23 protein-coding genes are annotated in these 19,360 nt (G+C 39.8%); 10 read left to right on the top strand and 13 right to left on the bottom strand.

Translation table 11 applies throughout. The annotated features are described in order from the left end of the window. Positions 1–34: 34 nt before the first annotated feature. On the bottom strand, positions 35–2,332 hold the full coding sequence (locus KN1_RS04205; protein WP_221289567.1) for an FAD-binding protein: 2,298 nt from the start codon (positions 2,330–2,332) through the stop codon (positions 35–37). Between the two features lie 449 nt (positions 2,333–2,781). Here KN1_RS04205 and KN1_RS04200 point away from each other — a divergent pair, with 449 nt between their 5' ends. Together KN1_RS04200 and KN1_RS04195 are read left to right on the top strand one after the other, a co-directional pair. Next, positions 2,782–3,549, top strand: a complete 768-nt coding sequence (locus KN1_RS04200; protein ID WP_225905776.1) for a GHMP family kinase ATP-binding protein — start codon at positions 2,782–2,784, stop codon at positions 3,547–3,549. Beyond that, positions 3,504–4,298: a 4-phosphopantoate--beta-alanine ligase gene (locus KN1_RS04195; RefSeq protein ID WP_221289566.1), complete on the top strand. Its 795-nt coding sequence runs from the start codon at positions 3,504–3,506 to the stop codon at positions 4,296–4,298. The genes KN1_RS04200 and KN1_RS04195 overlap by 46 nt, the downstream gene beginning before the upstream one ends. Here the strand turns inward: KN1_RS04195 and panB are convergent. Together panB and KN1_RS04185 are read right to left on the bottom strand one after the other, a co-directional pair. Further along, complete coding sequence (panB, locus tag KN1_RS04190) at positions 4,271–5,080, bottom strand: 3-methyl-2-oxobutanoate hydroxymethyltransferase (protein ID WP_221289565.1); 810 nt, start codon at positions 5,078–5,080, stop codon at positions 4,271–4,273. The genes KN1_RS04195 and panB overlap by 28 nt on opposite strands. Next, positions 4,977–5,651 carry a hypothetical protein gene (locus KN1_RS04185; RefSeq protein ID WP_221289564.1) on the bottom strand — a complete coding sequence of 225 codons (675 nt, stop codon included), beginning with the start codon at positions 5,649–5,651 and terminating at the stop codon, positions 4,977–4,979. The genes panB and KN1_RS04185 overlap by 104 nt, the downstream gene beginning before the upstream one ends. Positions 5,652–5,705: 54 nt before the next feature. Between KN1_RS04185 and KN1_RS04180 the strand changes: the two genes are divergently transcribed. The 3 genes from KN1_RS04180 to KN1_RS04170 are packed head-to-tail and all read left to right on the top strand — an operon-like array spanning position 5,706 to position 7,878. Beyond that, positions 5,706–6,455 (top strand): ABC transporter ATP-binding protein, encoded by a 750-nt coding sequence (locus KN1_RS04180; protein WP_221289563.1) that lies wholly within the window; start codon positions 5,706–5,708, stop codon positions 6,453–6,455. Then, a complete protein-coding gene (locus KN1_RS04175; RefSeq protein ID WP_221289562.1) occupies positions 6,433–7,614 on the top strand; it encodes an ABC transporter permease in 1,182 nt (393 codons plus the stop codon). The genes KN1_RS04180 and KN1_RS04175 overlap by 23 nt, the downstream gene beginning before the upstream one ends. Before the next feature lie 36 nt (positions 7,615–7,650). Then, a complete protein-coding gene (locus KN1_RS04170) occupies positions 7,651–7,878 on the top strand; it encodes an Lrp/AsnC ligand binding domain-containing protein (protein WP_221289561.1) in 228 nt (75 codons plus the stop codon). Between the two features lie 181 nt (positions 7,879–8,059). Here KN1_RS04170 and KN1_RS04165 read toward each other — a convergent pair whose 3' ends face one another. After that, complete coding sequence (locus KN1_RS04165; protein WP_225905775.1) at positions 8,060–8,422, bottom strand: hypothetical protein; 363 nt, start codon at positions 8,420–8,422, stop codon at positions 8,060–8,062. Positions 8,423–8,511: 89 nt separating this feature from the next. Here KN1_RS04165 and KN1_RS04160 point away from each other — a divergent pair, with 89 nt between their 5' ends. Next, positions 8,512–8,688, top strand: coding sequence for an aCcr1 family cell cycle regulator (locus KN1_RS04160; protein WP_221289560.1), 177 nt, complete (start codon positions 8,512–8,514; stop codon positions 8,686–8,688). A gap of 774 nt (positions 8,689–9,462) precedes the next feature. Here KN1_RS04160 and KN1_RS04155 read toward each other — a convergent pair. From KN1_RS04155 to KN1_RS04130, 6 genes are read right to left on the bottom strand one after another with little or no spacing between them, the layout of a single operon-like run. Further along, positions 9,463–10,098: an MBL fold metallo-hydrolase gene (locus tag KN1_RS04155; RefSeq protein ID WP_221289559.1), complete on the bottom strand. Its 636-nt coding sequence runs from the start codon at positions 10,096–10,098 to the stop codon at positions 9,463–9,465. Next, a complete protein-coding gene (locus KN1_RS04150) occupies positions 10,095–11,255 on the bottom strand; it encodes an isopropylmalate synthase (protein WP_221289558.1) in 1,161 nt (386 codons plus the stop codon). The genes KN1_RS04155 and KN1_RS04150 overlap by 4 nt, the downstream gene beginning before the upstream one ends. A 20-nt stretch (positions 11,256–11,275) precedes the next feature. Further along, positions 11,276–11,929, bottom strand: a complete 654-nt coding sequence (locus KN1_RS04145; protein WP_221290530.1) for a 6-hydroxymethylpterin diphosphokinase MptE-like protein — start codon at positions 11,927–11,929, stop codon at positions 11,276–11,278. Further along, positions 11,914–12,114, bottom strand: coding sequence for a hypothetical protein (locus KN1_RS04140; RefSeq protein WP_221289557.1), 201 nt, complete (start codon positions 12,112–12,114; stop codon positions 11,914–11,916). Before KN1_RS04140 ends, KN1_RS04145 begins: the two co-directional genes overlap by 16 nt. Next, positions 12,098–12,508, bottom strand: coding sequence for a HEPN domain-containing protein (locus KN1_RS04135; RefSeq protein WP_221289556.1), 411 nt, complete (start codon positions 12,506–12,508; stop codon positions 12,098–12,100). Before KN1_RS04135 ends, KN1_RS04140 begins: the two co-directional genes overlap by 17 nt. Next, positions 12,505–12,942: a hypothetical protein gene (locus KN1_RS04130; protein ID WP_221289555.1), complete on the bottom strand. Its 438-nt coding sequence runs from the start codon at positions 12,940–12,942 to the stop codon at positions 12,505–12,507. Before KN1_RS04130 ends, KN1_RS04135 begins: the two co-directional genes overlap by 4 nt. 31 nt (positions 12,943–12,973) lie before the next feature. On the opposite strand from KN1_RS04130, the gene KN1_RS04125 reads away from it, so the two are divergent. Together KN1_RS04125 and KN1_RS04120 are read left to right on the top strand one after the other, a co-directional pair. Beyond that, positions 12,974–13,480 carry a hypothetical protein gene (locus tag KN1_RS04125; RefSeq protein ID WP_221289554.1) on the top strand — a complete coding sequence of 169 codons (507 nt, stop codon included), beginning with the start codon at positions 12,974–12,976 and terminating at the stop codon, positions 13,478–13,480. Further along, the gene (locus KN1_RS04120) at positions 13,458–13,877 is read left to right on the top strand and encodes a 6-pyruvoyl trahydropterin synthase family protein (protein ID WP_221289553.1); all 420 of its coding nucleotides are present in this window, start codon (positions 13,458–13,460) and stop codon (positions 13,875–13,877) included. The genes KN1_RS04125 and KN1_RS04120 overlap by 23 nt, the downstream gene beginning before the upstream one ends. Positions 13,878–13,882: 5 nt before the next feature. Here KN1_RS04120 and KN1_RS04115 read toward each other — a convergent pair whose 3' ends face one another. Beyond that, positions 13,883–14,290 (bottom strand): hypothetical protein, encoded by a 408-nt coding sequence (locus KN1_RS04115; RefSeq protein WP_221289552.1) that lies wholly within the window; start codon positions 14,288–14,290, stop codon positions 13,883–13,885. Beyond that, a complete protein-coding gene (locus KN1_RS04110) occupies positions 14,238–15,767 on the bottom strand; it encodes a dihydropteroate synthase-like protein (RefSeq protein WP_221289551.1) in 1,530 nt (509 codons plus the stop codon). The genes KN1_RS04115 and KN1_RS04110 overlap by 53 nt, the downstream gene beginning before the upstream one ends. 76 nt (positions 15,768–15,843) lie before the next feature. Here KN1_RS04110 and trxB point away from each other — a divergent pair, with 76 nt between their 5' ends. Both trxB and KN1_RS04100 read left to right on the top strand, forming a co-directional pair. Then, positions 15,844–16,815: a thioredoxin-disulfide reductase gene (trxB, locus tag KN1_RS04105; RefSeq protein ID WP_221289550.1), complete on the top strand. Its 972-nt coding sequence runs from the start codon at positions 15,844–15,846 to the stop codon at positions 16,813–16,815. After that, positions 16,816–17,610 (top strand): inositol monophosphatase family protein, encoded by a 795-nt coding sequence (locus KN1_RS04100; RefSeq protein ID WP_221289549.1) that lies wholly within the window; start codon positions 16,816–16,818, stop codon positions 17,608–17,610. Here KN1_RS04100 and KN1_RS04095 read toward each other — a convergent pair. Next, a complete protein-coding gene (locus KN1_RS04095; RefSeq protein ID WP_420857162.1) occupies positions 17,549–19,312 on the bottom strand; it encodes an AAA family ATPase in 1,764 nt (587 codons plus the stop codon). The two genes, KN1_RS04100 and KN1_RS04095, sit on opposite strands and share 62 nt — an antisense overlap. Positions 19,313–19,360: the final 48 nt, after the last annotated feature.

The following is a 19,360-nucleotide window of genomic DNA, read 5'->3' as shown; positions in this document are numbered from 1 at the left end:
ACGTAAATTAAAAACTTTTACCAAATAGTTTATTTCATGAGTATAATACGTCCTTAAATACCCTTTCAATAGTTCTGGCTGATATAGCCTTTTTGGTAATTTCCCTTAAGGCCTTTTTCAATTCCTCAGATTTAGCTAGTTCTGTTAAAGAGAACTCTAGTCTTGGCGAGCTCTGAACCTTTACTTGGACTTCATTAATTACATCGTCATAGTTCTGGCTCTTTAGGTAGTCTGTCACCAGTGTCAGCTTACTCTCTAGCATAATTGGGTCATTAATTATTGAATCAAGATATTTCACTATCTGGTTCTTATTATTGGAATTCTTTAAATTAGACCTAAATAGCTCAGAAAAATTCTTGGATACTGTTGGGAATGCAATAGTGATAAAATACTGTTCGCCACCTAAGCTCCATAGACCCAATTTCTCAGCTATCTCATCTACAGACCGTAATAAAGCGTCCTTGATAGATAGTAAGGCTGTGTCTAATATCTCCTTTTCTATATCGGCAGCATTTTCAGCTACTTCTGTTTGCCTGGAAACGTTTTCCATATATAATTGGCCATAAACTGATATGGTCCCGAACTTCCACGTAGAGAACGGGCACAATGTAGTTACTTGTTTCTTATAGTAGGGGAAAGGTGAACCTTGATAGGTAGTAAAAGAGAGACCTGCACATTCATCGTCATCTCCTTTTACACCGAGTTTTTTAGCCCAACAACCAGCGTGTATTTTTCCTTGAACTTTGTCTTTTATGACTTCATAAGCCAAGATACCTTTCTGGTCGGAGAACTTGTTATAAACGTATAGTCCTTCAGGACATAAGAAATAGACGTTAATAGCCCCACTATTGTTCTTGTCCTGAACTAGTGACATAATTTTTTGCCTTGCACCCTCCTCGTTTCCTGATAGATAGTCGTCAAAACCGCAGCACCTACCGTCTACTAGCCTTACTCTGGGCGAGAACTGGGCTGGTAACTTGTCACCGTTGTCTAAAAGGAACTGCAAAAACCCCCTCAGCCCTATTGGATCATATTTAGCTGCACACCCTACAAACAGCAAGAAAAGTGGTCTATTCCTATACCTCTCGTTTAATTTCTTTTCAAGTGATGCAATATCAGATGTAACATTAGAGACTTCAATTGGTGGTCTAGACGTTGCCGAGATTCTATTTAAGCCCTCTGTCATAAGTTCACTAATAGGTATATTGACCGGGCACACTTCTTCGTCCTTGGCACACCCGAAACACGTCTCAAAGGAGGTCTCCTCAAATATCATCCTCCCTATCCTACCAGGGGGAGAGAACAGTAGGTTATTTGTTAACTTGAATGACAAACACGAGTCAAGGCATAACCCGCAGTTTATACATTTAATGGAGTCAGTATAAAGCTTTGATATTTTTGAGTACTGCTTAGGGACTTTTGTCTTCCTACCAACCTCGCGTAATATCGCAAGCTCTAAGTTTGTATATTCACGGTTTGAAGGGAAAGGTTTGATTTCCTTATTTTTCAACAGGAAATCCGATATCTTCTCCAGATCATCAAACTTAGCGTTACCTATACTCACAAAGAATTTCTCAGGAGAATTATAATTTATCACATATGTAAGAGTCTCCTCGTAGTTGGGTACCGAAGATATTTTACCTCTAGACGTTGGGGGATAAAGGAAGATTAAAGGGAAATAGTCTCTCTTAAAACTCCTTACTATTTGTGTATTAAATTCACTTATAACATTGTAAGAGTCTACAGTACTCCCACCTTCTATACCTAAAAATTTAGTATAAAATGATGGTATATAATACCTTTCTTTACCGTCTACTAATACGGCACTCCATGCATATTCATTTTCCTTATCTACTTCTATGACTTCAGGGTATTTTGCAGTCATCAAAACAGCTAAACTTGTATTAACCAGCTTGTGGACTTCTTTTTTCCCCCTTACAAACCCGAACTTATAACTGCCGAAACCAGACCCGTTAGTGGATATAAAACCCCCCACAGTACCTTTCAGGTAGAAAGGTAACAAGACCGGTATAAACCCAGAGGGCTTAAGCTCAGCTAATAATTCCTCAAAAGATAGACCTGGAGCGACATTAAAATACTTGTAAACTGTTGAACCGTTTTGGTCTTTATTTTCCTCTACCTTATTTCCATTACCTAAGACTCTTGGGGAGGACGTATATTTAGCATTAGCGTACCTTATCAGTTCACCAGTTACAGACGTACCCCTCCCTACAACCACTTGCTGTTGAGCCTTATCCATATATTTCTCTATTTTCTTAATTTCCACTGTAGTAAGAGCCCTGCTAAACAAGGAAGCATCTGTAACTACCATTATTTATTAATCTCTGTAAATTAAATATATAACTTTGAGTATTTAATGAGAGGCTTAATAGGTGTATTATACTTAGTTAGACCTTGAGGGTAAAGGGCAAATTTCTCTCAGTGCATAACGCCCTTAACTCTGTAGAAGGGATAATAGCCAAAAGGTGCTATTACATTTAAACTAGTCACCTCGTCCTTTAGGGTCTGATCGGATATAATCTATAATGCAGTAAGCTATGAGCTCCTGTAATCTTTATTAGCCTCCTCTAAGTAAACATGACGTTTACATAGAAAATCATTTAATTTACAATTCCCTCAGAAGTTCCCTTTAATATTTATTGCTTTATTTCAGGTAATAATAACATTTTTTATTACCTTATAATAAAAACTTTATAGCTATAGGGACTCCCGTAAAAAATTATAAGAACACTAACCCGAGTAGTAAGTATCGAAGAAGAATTGGAAGTTCATGTCCCCCTAAACGTATCCGGGGTCTGGTACCCCATCTATGATAAAGATATAGCACGGTCTGGCTCTATAGGCCTTTCCATAACACTTGAACCTAAAATAATCGTCTCGGGCAAGATCAGTCAAGAGCCCAGAGTGTATGTAGTGGAGAAGGGTGAGAGAGAGAATAGACTGGAACTTAAAGCCTTCGAAAACCTCTCTGTGCTCAAGAGGCTAGGCTCACTAGAAATAGAAGTGCATACTGAAGTACCCTTAGGATACGGTTACGGGATGAGCGGGGCTATAAGTTTAGGCTATTCAGTCTTAGCTTACGAAATGGGGTTAACCAGCTTAAAAGAAGCACTACTTACAGCCCACGAAAGTGACGTGGTGTCGAAAAACGGTTTAGGAGATGTCATATCTGAGTATTATGGTGGAGGAATAATATATAGGAAGAAACCTGGTGCCCCCACTATAGGTGAAATAGAGGTATTTGACGTGAGTGATCACACACCACTGTGTAGCCTACCTCAGGATCATCTCCCCACGTCAGTCCTGCTAAAGGATAACACTAACGCCCTAAGGTATATCTCACAGTTCCTTTCAGACCCCACATTACGTTCCTTTTTTACTGTGGCTAAGATGTTCACAGAAGAGCTCGGGTTCTTTTCGCCATTTGAACACTCCTTTAAAAAGAAGGGGTTAATACTTAAATATGGAGAGTGTGAAGCCCAGTGGATAGCTCACAAAATAGCAAAAAGTGGAGTATCAGTGCACTGATCCCGGAAAACCACCCTAGAAAGGAGTCACTAGTCATTAGGGAAAAAATAGTAGAGGGGGTGGAAGAGGGATATGTCGCTCCACAAGGTCTGATCGCACACGGTAGGGGTGAGTGTTTTGATTACTTGTTCGGAGAGAAGACGCAACACTTTGCGATAGAAGCTATAAGGGCTTCTGTAGCTTTATTACTCCTAGCGAAGTACCCGGTAATTTCTGTGAACGGAAACATGGCTGCTTTGGTACCCAGAGAGATCGTGGAATTAGCAAGAGAAGTGAACGCTAAGATAGAAGTCAACTTATTTTACAGGACACCAGAGAGAGAAAGGGCTATCGAGAAAATCCTGAAGGAGTCGGGCGCACAAGAGGTCCTAGGCGTAGGAGAAGACGCATCAGCAACGATCCCGGAGCTGTTCAGCGAGAGGAGGAGAGTAAGCCCTAGAGGGATCCTGATTGCTGACGTAGTATTATTGGCACTAGAAGACGGAGATAGGACTGAAGCTTTAGTTAAGATGGGCAAAAAGGTAATAGCTATCGATTTAAACCCGCTCTCACGTACCGCGAGGTCTGCGTCAATAACGATCGTTGACAATATAATAAGGTCTTTCCCGCTCTTGATAAAATACGCTAAGGAGATGAAAAAGCTCAGGAAAGAGGAATTAGAGGAAACACTTAAGAAGTACGACAATAAGGCCGTCCTATCTTCGTCCCTCAAGTTCCTGTCTCAACGGTTATCCGAAATTTCCTTATAGTTTTCCTTAGAAGGGAATTTCCCATTTTTTACATCGCTTACGTATTCTTCCACCGCTTTACCTATTATCTCGTTTAAGTTAACATACGCCTTAGCGAAATAAGGAGAAAATTCGGTAAAACCCAATAGGTCATGGATAACTAGGATCTGCCCGTCACAATATGGGCCCGCACCTATGCATATTGTTGGCACATTTACGGCCTCTGTGATTTTCCTAGCTATCTCAGTGTATGTGTTCTCTATCACTATTGAAAAAACTCCAGCCTCTTCGAGGGCTTTAGCGTCCCTAAGTAGCTGTTGTGCCTCACTTTCCCTTTTACCCACTGTCCTAAACCCACCGAGTTTTAAAAACCTTTGAGGAGTAAGCCCTATATGTCCCATTACCGGAATACCTGCACTAACGATATGCCTAATTACATCCGTTATTTCTTCGCCGCCCTCAAGCTTTACTGAATCAGCACCGTATTTAGCCAATTTGCCTGCATTTTTTACAGCGTCGTTAGTTGACACCTCATAAGATAGGAAAGGCATATCTGCTACTATTAATTGCTTAGGCTTAGCCCTTGCTACGGCTGCAACATGTCTCGCCATATCACCCATCGTGACTTTTAGAGTGTTCTCCAGCCCAAGTACTACCATCCCTAAGGAGTCTCCGACTAAGATACCGTCAAGTTCCGTCTTAGATATCACTCTCGCTGTCGGGTAATCGTAAGCTGTTAACATGGTTATCTTTTCTTTCCGTTCTTTCTTCTTCAGGAAGTCCCTGATCGAAACCTTTTCCATAAATCCTCTTACCTACTTTATAAGCTAGAGTTAATAACTTGTTAATTTGCTTGGCAACCCCTTGTGTCTCCTCGTACTGTAGTGCGTCTTCATAAAGTTGAGTTAATTGTTCAATTTCCTCAAAGACCATCCTCCTGAAGTTTTTCTTATCTAGTTCAGTTAGGGAAGACTTTCGAGAATAAAACTCAAGTTTTCTCTGTAGTTCCTTAGGGTCTAAGGAGTAGAATTTTAAGTATATAAGTTTTACCCTAGGGTCTTGGTCTCCGGATTCTGACAGGGCGTTAGCTACTTGTTCTTTATCTAAAAATTTCCACCAATGTTGGTTGGAACTCTTATAGGTCGTCTCGGTGATCCCATAGTCCTTTTCAAGGCTACGGAGTAACATCTTAGGGTCGAAGTTATACCCCATCTCGACAAGTTTTTCCGAAACTCCTTTATAGCTAAAGTCTCCCAGTTCTCTATTTTCGTTCTCTTCGCTAAACTCAAGCGCCGCTTTCAACACGGCTTCTCCTCTGTCGGCGAACTTCAGCAAGAACTCAGCGGTCCTGTCCCTGATGCTACCAGTGATCACAAGAACTTTTTTCCGAACGATTTTAAATTTTGAGAGAATAATTATTATGGTATAATGAGTTCCGAAATAGCGGTAAGTGTTACTGATGTAGTAAAGAAGTTTAATAGTACTGTGATCCTTAAGGGTATCTCCTTCGAGGTGTTCAAAGAGGACGTCTTTGGTCTCATAGGACCTAACGGTGCAGGAAAGACTACAACACTGAGGATAATAGCGGGGATAATAAGGAGGTACGAAGGGAAGGTATCGGTTTTCTCCTACGAGCCTGAAAAAGCAAAAGAGTTGGGGTTGATTTCTTATATGCCTGAAGACGCTTTCCCTTACGAGAGACTAACGGGACTGGAAAATCTGAGCTTGTTCGCCGAGATCTATGCTAAGGGAAATAAGAAATTAGCTGAAGAATACATCGAAATAGGGATAAGGATAGCCGATCTGGGGAGAAAGATCTATGAAAAGACAGCGACATACAGTAGGGGGATGAAAAGGAGGCTCATAATTGCCAGAACCCTTATGACTAAACCCAAGCTCGCAATACTGGACGAGCCTACATCTGCACTAGACGTCGAGTCTTCAGTCAGGATCAGGAACGTTATAACGGATATGTCCAAGAAACTCGGGAGCACCATTATTCTGTCCTCTCATAATATGCTTGAAGTTGAATATATGTGCAATAGGGTTGCGATGATTAATGATGGGAAAATTATACAAATCGGGACTCCAAAAGAGATCACAGATAAACTAGGTGTTAGGAATTTGGAGGAAGCGTTCTTAAAGGTGGTAAGTCGTGATCAGAGTATTCCTAGCTAAAGAATTTACAGAGATAAAGAGGGATAAGAAGCTTCTGTTATCGACAATCATATTGCCTTTTATCTTGTTGCCAGTGGTAGGGATAGTACTTTATGCTTCAGTATCGGCACAGCCTCCCGTGATCTCGGTAATTAACCAAAACCCCCTAAACAGCCCTTATGTTAAGATAGTCACAAACTACATTCAGAGTAGAGGAGGTATAGTGGAGGAGAACGTTACGTCGACCCCTTACCCAGACGTCATCATTGAGTTCCCAAATGATTTTTACCAGAACGCGAGTAATATAAGTAGACAAGCATATGTAATCTATCAAGTTGTAATATCCTCTAACCAACAAGCGTCAGATCTGGCCCAAGGAGCACTCTATCAATTACTTCTGAATATTTCGAACACGAGGATCGATTATTTAGAGCACCAAGCTAAAATAAACGTCTCGATATCAGACATTAGAGATCCTATATATCTCGTACTAGGTTATAGGACTGTAACAGGTCACCCCACGAGTAGTAGTGCAGGCCAGTTGGCGGAACTTACTAGGATTATAGCACTGATTATATTCCCCAGTGCTACCCCAATCGTGTTTTACCTCTTGGAAGGTATAACAGGTGAGAGAGAAAGGAGGACGTTAGAGTCCTTACTGGCTACTCCTTTATCGGTCAGGTCTTTCATCTTCTCTAAATTAATAATAGCTTCTGTCTTAGGGCTCTTCTCCTCCCTAGGTGATATAATAGGGACGCTCTTATTCGTACTCTTGTCTAGTGTAGCCCTAAACCTGACTATTAGCCTAACCTTGCCTTTTCTAGCTATGATAGTAGTAGTCTACCTACTATCAGTGTTATTAACCGGTGCATTGAGCCTTGTCTTCCTCGTCATCTTAGGTGGGTCTGTAAGGAATATCCAAGTTATAAACTTCATAGTACTGAGTTTCGGGATGATCGCTTCATTTACAGCACTCTTTATAAACCCTGCTCAACTAAGTTTTCCCTTATCTGCAATTTATGTTATTCCTTACGTGCAGATAAGCTTGGGGCTACTCCTCTATGTATTCGGGTCAATACAAGAATCTATATTCTCTCTGTTGGGAACGTTAGCGGTCTCTGTATTTTTAATATATCTGGCATCTAGGGCATTTGATTCAGAAAGGCTTCTCTTGAAATGAAAAATATTTTATTTTTCTATGCTAAGATTTTAGATCATGGGAGTAAAAGCCTACGTTTTAATTGTCACGACTGTTGGAAAAGAGGCGGATGTTGCCAATGAAATGAAAAAGATAAACGGGGTAAAAGAAGCAAACCCCGTTTATGGGGAATATGACGTAGTAGTAGAAATAATTGCGGAGACCTTAGATGAATTAAATAAAGTAATCGCACAAATAAGGAAGAATACTGCTATCCTAAGGACTGTAACATTAATAGTCATGTAAATCAGTTCGAGGAATCAAATCATCATTTTTTCCTTTTTATAATCAGGACGTCCCTGTAACATCATTTTTCAAGTAAAATGCGATTTATAATTTTTGAATAATTTTTAATCCTAAATTAGGGGACCCACCTACGTTCATAAGCCCTTGGGACACAAGGGCATTTCACGTAGGCCCAAAATTATTATTTACTGTCCTTATTTATAATTTCTACTTCTTCGTCTTCTGCCTCATTATCACTTACTTTCCTCATAAGCTCGCTAACTAACGTCTCGAGCTGAGCTATCCTAGCCTCTAGGTAGATCATGTTCTCTTCCATTTTAGAGTACTTATCGTCATCCCTATCATCTTTGTCTTCATCAAAGGAACCCTTTACGCCCATTCGTATGTAAAACTTTACAAGGTCAGTGATCTGTACGCCCATGTCATCAGCTCTCTTTTTTAGCTCCTCGTAAAGTGATTCAGGCAATGATAAGTGTATGGTAGGCACTGTGTATTCTCCTCTGAATAAAAATATATGAAACACGAATATATTAATCTTCATCATTTTGTACTCCTCTTGTAAGTGTAATATGGAAATACCGCTCCAGATAATATTTAAGGCTTAGCAAGAGGAGTATTAATTTGGGTAGCAAGATGAGAGTTGTAACATTCAAAGTAGAAGAGGATTTATTAGAACTATTAGATAGATATGCAATAAGGTATAACTTAAATAGATCAGAGGCCATAAGAAAAGCTATTGAAAGTTTAGTAAAGACAGAAATGGATAAAGAGACTGTACCGGTCGCGAAAGTAGAAAAAGTTAAACTCTAACCGGAGAAAGTGAAATACAATAAATAGTTAATTATTTTTTAAATGGAGATTTAAGAAGGGCGTAAGCCCTATAAGGTAAAATAGTAGGGCTTATAAAGCCCATATAAATTTTTCTTCCCGTCTTATAAGCTGTATTTAAGCTTTGTGTTGTGCAATACTGAAATAGAATGACGATAAAATTATACTCGGTCATGCTAGGTCGCCTACGTCTCCATTAGAGATTGAAATATTTTCCCTCGAGTTAATATAATTCGTGGACAAATAATAAAGTACATGGAAGATCATTCTAGATAAACTAAATCATAGACTAACCCTCTTACGCCTCTACACGTACGATGTATTAATATTACTTAGCGTATATTTAGGTTATAATCTCACCATATATAGGCAAATAGAAATTGCAAAGGAAACGTGGACCGCCCGTTATCCTTTGAAAGGCAAGGCCCTTTCCCTGATATACAACTTGGTATATGTAGCTATAGAGGTACATCTGACCTTTACATATTGACTGGGTATAATTCTTCAAAAAGTTGGTAGCGCTGTAACTGAGCTATAAATCACTTTATACTACTTCAGACATGTTAAGTCCTTGTCTCGTATCGTAGCTCCAAGGCAAGGTTCCTTTCACGCTAATTTATAGCTTAATAACGACACGGAAAAGTTAAACTAAAACTCTCAAAGTCCCAAAAGTTTCAAAGTGTCCTATTCGATGAAGCAGTGAAGGTGGGGACGAAACAACGGATACAAAGAGAAGCTATAAAGAAACAAACGACATCATGCTAAATTACTATAATAAATTACGGTACCTTTTTCAACACTTTCTTCGTTTACCTCATTTTTAGGCAAAGGTACGGTCTTTATGCCCTCCTTGTTAGCTAGTTCCAAGAAAGGCCCTATAGGTTCTAATGGCATATAATGCCCCTTAACCCAGTAGTGCATCGGAAACACTATTTTGGGGTTTAGGTCTTTAATCACCTGTAACGCCTCTGAAGGACTTATAGTTATTACTCCGCCAACTGGGACCATTAGATAGTCAGGGTTTTTTAGTTCTTCTACCGTTTTCTCGTCCAACATGTGTCCCAAGTCTCCCAAATGCACATATACTCTACCGTCTGGAGACGTGATCTTATAGATGGCCGTCTCTCCTCTCCTCTTACCTTTCTCTTTGTCATGGTATGATTTTAATCCTTGAATGGTGTAATTTTTGTAATTAAATTCCCCATAGAACCTAACTTTCACGGTCTCATGGGGTATTATTTCGTATGCGTTATGGTCGTAGTGGTTATGAGTTATCAATACTAACGGGGCTTTAACTTCAGGGCGTGGTAATCCTATACTTCCTCCGTCGTGTGGGTCTATTAAAATTAGATTATCAAGAAAAAATGCAGAGTGTAATAAAAACCTGATCATACATTTATCTTTTTAGTTGAAACTTTAATAGCTATCGCTTTGGCATCGTCTACGGTTACCTTATGCCCGCTCTCTGCTAACGACTTTATCTCCTTTAGTACTTCCCTGAGTTCATCGTCTGACAACTCTATGCCTTGCTCTGATAACAGCTTCTTCAGGCCGTGAATACCGCTATGCTTACCTAAAGCTATCCTCCTAAAGTTACCTACTTCCTCCGGAGATATAGGTTCGTATGTGAAGGGGTTCTCTATGACCCCATGTACATGGATCCCAGATTCATGTCCGAAGGCGTTTTCTCCTACTATTGCCTTAAAGTAGGGGACCGGTACTCCCGTCAACTCGGACACTAACCTAGAAGTCTCGTATAACATAAAAGTCTTTACACCTACCTCATACCCAAGTAATTTCTTCAAAGACATTACCACTTCTTCTAACGAAGCGTTACCCGCCCTTTCTCCTATACCGTTAACTGTCACGTGGACTTGCCTCGCCCCAGCCATAACTCCTGCAATCGAGTTAGCTGTAGCTAGACCGAAGTCGTTGTGGCAGTGGACACTTATAATACGACCGTCAGCTGCCTTTACCACCTTGCTGATAAGGTCATAAAACTTAAACGGGTGCATGACCCCTACGGTATCTGGTATATTTATCCTATCAGCACCTGCTTCTACTGCAGTCTTAACTGCCTTTAAGAGGAATTCTTCCTCAGTCCTAGTAGCATCTTCAGGTGAGTATTCCACTATTAGCCCGTGGTCTTTAGCGTATCTCACCGACTCATAAATCCTATCTAATACTTGTTCTCTAGTCATTTTTAGCTTATACTTTAGGTGGATATCTGATGTAGCTATAAACACGTGTATACTTGCTATTCCCGTATCTATAGTCCTATCAATATCTTGTTTTACAGCTCTTGAAAGACCTATCACTTCCACCTTATCTCCAACTTCGTCTAAGATCCTTTTCGTAGATTCAAACTCACCTTCAGACGCCGCAGGAAAACCTGCTTCTATTACATCTACCCCTAACTCCGCTAATTGCTTAGCTATTCTTACTTTTTGTTCTATAGTTAAGTCTATCCCTGGTGCTTGCTCTCCATCTCTTAATGTTGTGTCGAATATTCTAACTTTTTTTGAATCAACAAAGAAAAGACATCCCAAATTTTTCTTTGCTTATACAATTATAAAGTTTTGCTAAAAACTCCTTCAATTATATACTTTGCAATTTTTAACTTATTTCTCTTAGTCCACGATGCTGGTAAATTGTTTTTATAGTACGGCTTTGAATATTTGCCAACTACTCCGGAGTCAAAGTCCATACCGTAAGTCACTATTGATTTGGCACCAAAAACCGATGCTAGGACTACGCCCCTATCTCCGTCGGTAAAACCGCCAAATAATTTTAACCTACCGAAAGGAAAAACTTGAGACGTACCTATTACCTTTTTATCCCTTAAATGATGAACCTTCTCCTTTAACATGTCGATATTGTTTCCGTGGGCTAGAATAACGTATAAAGGCCTATAGGGGTATACGGTTAAGCCGTCAAGGTCTGTTACGATTACGTCGGGCTCTATACCCCTTGATACCAGGTAGTTAGTAGCACCGTCAGCTGATATTATAACATCTGCATCAATGTCCCTGACGTCCTCTAAGTTAGGCCCTGCACCGACCACAGCCACCTTTTTACCCTTTATGGTTATGGCGAGGTCCTCTGTGTAATCATCAACCCCGCTTAACAACGTGTCCAGTAGTAAGGCTGATCGGTAGTCATCTTCTTCTTTAAATCCTAACCATCTTCTAACTTGACTATAAAAATTTAACCAGAAAAAGATATTACCTGAAAATAAATCACATCACCTTCTTCCCTAACAACTTCGATTTTGTATTTTTTGAGAACCTCTTCGAGGTAAGGGTTATCCTTACTTATTTTATAAACCACTCCTAAAGAGAAATTCCCCAATGCTTCAATAACATCATTACCGCAAGTATCTTTATCCAGGTCAACTATGAAACTCATCAAATACTTTATTGGCTAACTCAAATAAATCCTCAACTTCTTTTACCAAGTTTTTTGTCTCAACGTTTCTAGCCACAACTGAGCCTTCCTTTAGTGAAGACTCATCTACTAATAACGTAGGGTAGAGCCTCTGCTCTAGGAGTTGGAGTTTCCTTATTAGCGCTATTTCTTTTTCGTTTACCTTACTGACTATTACGTTTAACATCTGGGCCTTGTGTTCACAGGGGGTGTAGAAACCATAAAGGCCTAATAGAGCTGCACTCAAAAGCTCCACAACGCTATAGAGATAGGAAATCGCGTCCGTTAAATCGCCTTCTTCATAAGAGGTTTTAGCGTTGTTTAAACTCCTGAAAGCCCTAGTCATGAACTCTGAAGCCAAAGCACTATTATTCATAGGTCCACCACGTCTCCTTTATTGACCTCTCCCATCTTTAACACTGTCCCTAGGTAATCGAACTTTTTCTCTTGGATATCACCGATTATGACCCTGCCCTTTGAGATGACGTAGGAAATTATCGGTATGTGGTACTCCAGTTCTAGGGGGTCAACTAGGATGGAGTAAATCAAGGGCCTATGCCCCGTACTGATCACATAATTGGAGTAAACTTTCTCGGACTCAAGTTTTTTAATAAAGTATTCTATTATTTCTTGCCTTGCTAGGAAGGATATCCTTTTAACACCTTCTATCACCACAACGACAAACAGCGGCCTATTGATATCTTCTGACTCTAATGCGGATCCCCCTATTACTATGGCTTTTATCTTAGTAGCGTAATGCTGGATCATTTTAGTAAGGTATTCCTCAAGGACATCAAAAAGCTCTTTCATACTTTATTACTCAGCTTTCCAACTGTTATTTATGAATAATATAATTGACGATTATTTAAACTCGCCACCAATAGAGAAGTTAAAGGTATTAGAAATAGAAATACCTTGTAGTTCAGAGTGTATAAAATCCTCTAAGTTTAAGGAACTATTACGTATTGAAGGATTCAGTCAACAGCTAGAAGTGATAGACTCACTGAAGTCACTAATAGAGGACAGAGTAGAAGTATTAATGAGAGAACTCGAGATGCGCATGCCTATAAAAGTTAACATAGATGAGCTCACTTTTTCATTCTACAGAATAGTAGAATACGGAGGAGACTTTGTAATCGGGTCAGATACATTATCGTTCAACGATAGGACAGTAATTAAAGGTAACTTTGACGAGGTAATGAAAGTATACAAGAGTGTGGAAGAAGCAAAAAAAGACGACCAGTTAGTTAACCTCTGTCACGAAATAAGGTATTTAAGTGAGTCACTTTGGGAACACCTTAACAAAAATATAAGGAGGGCTTTAAATGAAAGTAAGAGTAGGAGTTGAAGGAATAGCGTTTGATTCAGCCCACTACACTCTTTCCTCCGAGGGTAATGACCAACTTCACGGGCATACTTATAAGCTGTCTGTTACCGTGGAAGGTAATGGAATAGACCCTGATACAGGTTTCGTCGTAGACTTCGGGATACTAAAGAAAATTGTGTTAGAAGTTATAAAAGAATGGGATCATAAGCTAATCATACCAAAAAGGGATGTAGAAAAGGTATCGATAAAAGGGCCGTTTAAGCTCGAGACTAAAACAATAGAGGGTAACTATCCTACCGTCGAATATATAGGCTTTGAAATCGCTAAAGAGATCTATGATAGGCTAGGAGGAAAATATAGTATAGAGATAAAAATATATGAAGGAGAAGCGAGCTACGTTATCATTAATTATCCATAAATACGCTAGCCTATTATGAGCCTCAGGCCAATGTTATCTATCATCTTTCCCTTCTTTTCTCTAGTAAAACACAAAATACTCTTGTCGTCAAACATATAACAAGTATAAGGGTCTTTCTCAAAGGAGTAAGGGGAGAAAAGCTCCCCTTTATCTCCTTCGTGTACATAACCTTCTATAGAAAAATGGATAAAATTTTTGCCGTTACTTATAGCGACCCCTCCGAAACATTTAACGTAACACAAAGCTTTATCATATCCGCCGCATGCTTCTTCCAGTTTGAAATCGTTAACCTTTAGTTTAGTTAAAAATTCGTCCTCGACCACAACAGGTGGGATTACGGCTATATAAACATGGAATTCCTTATCTCTCGCTGTCTTTTTTATTACGTAGGGTATTGATGCTATTATAACCATACGGTTTGAAGAGTGGCTTATCTTGAATATATTCTTTACCTAAATTGAGGGCAATTTCGGCTTTTGCTAATTCATAACCTATGTAAAGGGCGTGTTCGGGGTTAACTGCGGTCTTTTCTAACAACCTCCTCCCTAAACTTAACCCATCGTTACCTATTAACGTAAACTTCTCTTTACCGTACCAGTTTAAGTATATGTAACGGTCATCTTTTACTATCTTTACATAACCTTTATCCATATTCCTCGGTTCTATATGCCCTTCTACAACTTCAGGTGTGTATAAATCAAGTGAACTGGTTTCTATGCCCCTCTTTCCCTTGTCTTTGAGTATCAATAAGTCTATCCCTAGGTCTTTGGGAAGCCTATGCTCTTTCATAGCTACACCCACCATCTGGGAAGCCCTCTTAACTTCTATTGCAGACCCCCTCGTTTTACCTTTGTCCATAATAAGTAAGTTTGCTACACCTAGCTCTCCAGCTATTGTGGTCATGAGTGCGTTTACTCCGACACTGTCCGCGTCTATTAGCTCAGTGACGTTGAGAACCCCCATTAACATAGGCTCGTCCTTGACCTTATGCCTGACTTTCCTGAACTCTACAATACTATCTACGACGCCATAAAGAGGTGGTGAGATTATAGGGTCTAGGATTAACCTATCATAGCCCCTTTGCTTTGCTTGTTCATAGATCTTTATAGTTACTTCGGCTCTGTTCTCGGACGAGAAAGGGGCTACTACAAAAGAGGCGTCTTTCTTGACAAGCTCAAGTTTATCGATATTTTCTTCGTTAAGGTTAAACACAAAACACGCTCCTGCCTTAACTCCTTCCACTAACTCATTAGGAGACGCTGAATCTATTGCAACGGGTACGAGCTCTGCGATTGCGGATACCTTACTCCTGACCTCATCTAAGTCATTATGTCCGTTAGGGAACCCTAAAACCACCACATCTATAAAATCTCTTTTTTCTTCTATTTCTTCTTCCAAATTCTTTATTGGTTTTGTAGCATTTACTTCTAGGAATATTCTGAAAGGGGGTGGAGTAATAGGGATCTTTACGTTATTAACCTCGAACTTATAATTCCCTTGCTCCTCTAAGAGTTTCAAAGTTTCCTCGATGTTTTTTCTCTTTTCTAGCTGGATGAGCTTATCAGCGGGGTAGACCGTAGATAGTTCATACCCTTTTTTTATAAGGTCAACTGCAGAAGGTAGGTCATGGATATCTTCAGTCCCTTTATAGGTCTTAACACCAACCTCCTCCTCAATTACTTTTGCGTCACCGCTAGCTAAACCGGGGATTATTATGTAATCATAATCTTTTATCCTCTCTCTGAACCTTTTCAAATTCTCCGCTATATAGTCCACCGTCATCAAAGCTGCCACAGGGTAATCTAAGACTATTATTTCGGCACCTATTTTTTTAGCTACGTCATGAACAGCTTTGGAAGCTAACTTACCGGTGACTAAGAGTATTCTCATAGAGTTTAAATCCTCAAAGTACTTTATAAATGAGAGTTCAGAAAGCCTTAAATTAGAAGAGGAGAAGAGAGTAAATATGAGTCTTTTACCAAGATCGGCTGAAATTAAGCCCGGAGAGAATTTTGACTTAATAGTCATAGGACTAGGACCAGCCGCGTATAGTGCTGCACTATATGCAGCAAGGTACACACTTAAAACACTCGTAATCGGCGAGACGCCCGGCGGACAGTTAACGGAAGCCGGAGAAGTAGATGACTACCTTGGCCTCATAGGGATTCAAGCTCAAGACATGATAAAGACCTTCAATAAACACATAGAAAAATATAACGTCCCAGTAATACTAGATTACGTAGAGTGGTTCAGGAAAGAAGGAGACTGGTTTGTTGTAAAGACAAAAAGAAAGGGTGAATTTAAGGCAAGGAGCTTGATCGTAGCTATCGGTGTTAAAAGGAGAAAATTAAATGTCCCAGGTGAGACAGAGTTCACAGGGAGAGGAGTATCTTACTGTGCTATATGTGATGCCCCGCTCTTTAAGAACAGAGTAGTAGCTATAATCGGGGGTGGAGATTCAGCATTAGAAGGGGCAGAAATATTATCAAGGCACGCGTCTAAAGTGTACCTAATTCACAGGAGAGATGAATTCAGAGGGCAGCCCATTTACCTTGAAAACCTGAAGACGAAGTCCAATGTCGAAATAATACTAAATACCGTAGTTACGGAGATAAAGGGCGAAAAAATAGTCAAGTCTATTACTGTAAAGAACGTTAAGACTGGAGAGACTAAAGAACTAAATGTTAACGGTGTTTTCGTTGAAATAGGATTTGAACCGCCTACAGACTTTGCAAGGACTAATGGACTTGAAGTCGATAGTAACGGATATATAAAGGTAGATGAATGGATGAGGACTAACATTCAGGGAGTATTTGCTGCAGGAGATTGCACTGGGATGTGGCTCGGGTTTAGGCAAATAATAACATCTGCAGCCCAAGGGGCAGTTGCCGCGCACTCAGCTTTCAGGTATCTGAATGAAATGAAGAGGAAAAAATAAATGAAAAGAGAAGAAGTAGTGAGGATAGGAACTGAAGTAGCTAAATTCTTAAGGGAGAGAAAAGACTCTGCAGATATAGGAAAAATTATAGCTACTCACGACAACGATATAACAAGAAAAATAGATAAGGAGAGTGAAGATTACATCTTTGAACTTATGAGGAACACCGGCTATAAGTTCAAATTTATATCAGAAGAGTCCGGGACGGTCACAAGTGACGGTTATGAGTATAAAGCCATAATTGACCCTATAGATGGTAGCACTAATTTTGTCTCTGGCATACCGTGGTCTTCAGTGTCCATAGCCGTATATAAGAGTAATGAGGTTAACCTATTAAATTCCATAAGTGGGGTTATAACCAATATTTTTACACTAGAGACCTTCTCATACGACGATAAAAGCTCTTATATTAATAACAGACCAATAGTCCAAGTTAATAAACCTGAAAAGATGTTAATATTAGCATATTTTTCTAGGAATAAATTTGAGGTAGTGAAAGATTTCTTGAGCCAAATAAAGGACTATAAGTTGAGGAGTTTAGGGAGTGCGTCATTAGACATGGTCTTAGTCTGCCTTGGTAAAGCTACGATGTTCTTTGATATCAGGGGTAAGCTGAGGAATGTAGATATAGCTGCCTCAAGTAACTTTTGTAGTAGGCTAGGAATAATACCCCAAGACAAAAAACTACAAGCCATCGAATCAAGTTTAGAAAAAGTAAGTGTATTAGAAGAAGTCATTCTGTCTCTTGAGCCGAGTCTGAGTTCTTATCTTTCCTCTGCTTTACAGAAGGTTTAATCATCTGAACCGCTTCTATAAGGTCTTCATAAGTTAACTTCCTTTCTACATTTCCTTTGATAATTTCTCTAAGTACCTTTAACTTTGCCTCTCTAGCTACAGCTGCTAAATCAGCACCGCTAAAACCTTCAGTTACTTCGGCAATTTTACCACAATTTACTTGTTGGCACTCATCTTTCCCTACATACTTTTTCAGTATATCCTCTCTTTCGTCTTTGTTTGGTAAAGGCATATATATAATCCTGTCAAACCTACCGGGCCTCTTTAAAGCAGGGTCGATGTCCTCAATTCTATTTGTCGTCCCGATCACTACAACTTCCTTGAGACTCCTTATGCCGTCCATCTCAGTGAGCAGCTGGTTCACTATTTTAGCTAATTCAGCTTTCTGGCCTTCCCTCTTGGGGGCTATGGCAACTAATTCGTCTAACAGTACTATTGAAGGCTTATTCTCCCTTGCTCTATTGAAGACTTCTTTTACAGTACTAACAGCACCTTCATAACCCTTATAGAGTATTTCTGCACCGCTTAACATGATTAGCTTGACCTTTAAAGTCCTCGCTAATGCCTTTGCCATCATTGTCTTTCCTACGCCTGGCGGTCCGTAAAGTAAAATACCCCTAATAGGAGGGATCTTCATCTGCTCCATCAGATTAGAGTACTTTAACTGTACCTCTAACAAGTCGTATAACTCTTTCTTTACTGTAAAGTACCCACCTATATCATCTAATGTAATCTTCTCAGCACTTTCGTCCTCTTGTATCTCCGGGCCCTTAAATTTCCTTTCATAGTCCATCCTAAACTTCTCGTAATCGTCTAGCATCTGGAGAGTTACACTAGGCTTATACCTCTTTATGACCTCCGCGAAATCTTCCATCGTTATTTGCCTTTCTTTACCAGACTCAAGGCTTTCTATTGCTGCCTTCCTAGCTACTTCTTGGCATACGTTAGCTAAGTCAGCACCGGTAAACCTCTCCGTCATCTCAGCTACTTTGTCTAAGTCTACATTCTCAGCCAGCGGCTTACCAGCACAGTGTATCTTCAGGATCTCCTTTCTCGACTTTTTATCGGGAACGCCTACGTAAATTAGTTTATCAAACCTCCCTGCTCTAAGTAGTGCCTTATCTAATAACTGAGGGACATTTGTGGAACCTACTATTATTACACCGTCTTCACTGTGGATCCCATCTATTTCGGACAACATGAGGGACAACAGCCTAGGTGTAACCGAATCACCAGTGTGGCTTTCTCTTTTCACACCTATGGTGTCTATCTCGTCAAAGAATAGTATACACGGTGCGTTTTTCCTCGCATTCGCAAAAAGTTCTCTAAGCCTAGCTTCACTCTCTCCGTACCATTTACTCATAATATCACTTATGTTAACATAAATGAAGTTTATCTTAGCCTCATTAGCCATCGCCCTCATCATTAACGACTTCCCGCAACCCGGAGGGCCAAACAGCAGGATCCCCTTAGGGGGCCTAAGGCCGTACTTCTTAGCTAATTCTTTGTGCCTTAACGGCAATTCGATGTACTCTTTTATCTCCTTTTTTACGTCTTCATATCCCCCTATCATATCCCATGTTATCTTCTCTCCTAAATCCTCCTTCTTCTTGGCACTTTTCTGTTGCAGTTGCATCGCCTTGTCTGAGAGCATAAACTTTTGGGTGCTCTTTTTGAATAACATATATAATAATGCCATCATAACCGTAAGTACCCCCACTAATGATATAATAGTTTCTAAACCTTGCGA

The sequence above is a fragment of the Stygiolobus caldivivus genome, from assembly GCF_019704315.1.
In the GTDB taxonomy this organism is placed as follows: domain Archaea; phylum Thermoproteota; class Thermoprotei_A; order Sulfolobales; family Sulfolobaceae; genus Stygiolobus; species Stygiolobus caldivivus.
Note: the sequence above shows the minus strand (reverse complement) of the source record. Positions and strands in the feature narration are given on the sequence as shown.